Source organism: Acutalibacter caecimuris (assembly GCF_034335085.1).
GTDB lineage: Bacteria > Bacillota > Clostridia > Oscillospirales > Acutalibacteraceae > Acutalibacter > Acutalibacter caecimuris.
Window position 1 is genome coordinate 1 of sequence record NZ_JAWXXJ010000077.1, and the last position, 1103, is coordinate 1103.

Annotated in this window: 1 protein-coding gene; it reads right to left on the bottom strand. The window is 55.9% G+C overall.

Annotated features, from left to right (window positions below; all coding sequences use genetic code 11):
* Positions 1-1103, bottom strand: a 1103-nt coding sequence (locus U8U01_RS17200) for an MSCRAMM family protein (protein WP_322176810.1), incomplete at both ends; no start/stop codon positions are given.

Here is a 1103-nt window from a genome sequence, read left to right on the forward strand (position 1 = left end):
TTGATGAGATACCGGTACACGCCGCCATCCTTATTGATGAACACCTCAAAATCTTTCATAAGCTCGCGCCCATCCCAGCCCTTGGTCTGGCGGACGGTGTACACACCATAGGGGAGCAGCTTGGTTTCGGCGTAGCCGTTCTCGTTGCAGGTCAGGTAGTCCCGCTCGGAGTCCTTGGCATTCTCGTAGCTGCCGGAGGACTTGAGAAACACCGCAAACTCCGCACCTACCTCCGGGGTCTCGATCTGGGTGGAGCCATCGTCACAGTGCTTGATGATGGTGATTTTGCCCTTCTGCACGGTCTCGGGGCTGGTTACTGCGGGAGCCAAGTTAAATTCCACCTCATACTGCTTGGGGTCAGCACCTATGGGATACACGGTTTCATCCAGCAGGTAGCCTTCGCTGGGAGTAATCTCCTGCACCGTCCAACCGGAATCGCATACATAGTAGCCGGTGGTAAAGTGCCCATCGCTGTCGGTAGTGTAAGTGTCTACCAACTCGCCGTCCTTGTACACACCATACACGGCCCCCGCCAGAGTTGCGTCGCCCTGGGGTGCAGTCGTTTCGCTATCCACTTTATTCAGAGTGATATTGAACTTCTTCAGCACATTGCGGAAGGTGGCGTTGGTGGCTTTCTCCCATTCGATATTGGCGGTCTGAGCGGCGGGCACCACATAGCAGACAGCCGTGTCCACTTCCTCCAGAGTATACCCGCTGCCGATGGGCACATCGGTGAACTGCGCTACACCAGAGCTGTTCGTAGTGGCGTACAAATCCACAGTTTCACCCATGGAGGACGTACCGAAAAGGTGGAAACGAACACCAGAATTCAAGCCGTCCTCACTATTTTTGGTGACGGCCAGGGAACCTTTCTGCAAGCTGTTGTTGAAACTGACGGTCGCCGTCTGTCCGGCCTGGACGGTCACCTTCTGTGGCTCCTGGGGGACATAGTCGCCAGCCACCTGCTCTGTGACGGTGTACTCGCCCGGCTGCAGGTTGTCGATTTGCACCTCGCCGCGGCTATTGGTGGTAACGGTCTGATTGATGCCGTTCCCTGTGATTTTGAAGGTGATGCCCTCTACCTTGCCGTCCTCGGAGGTTTT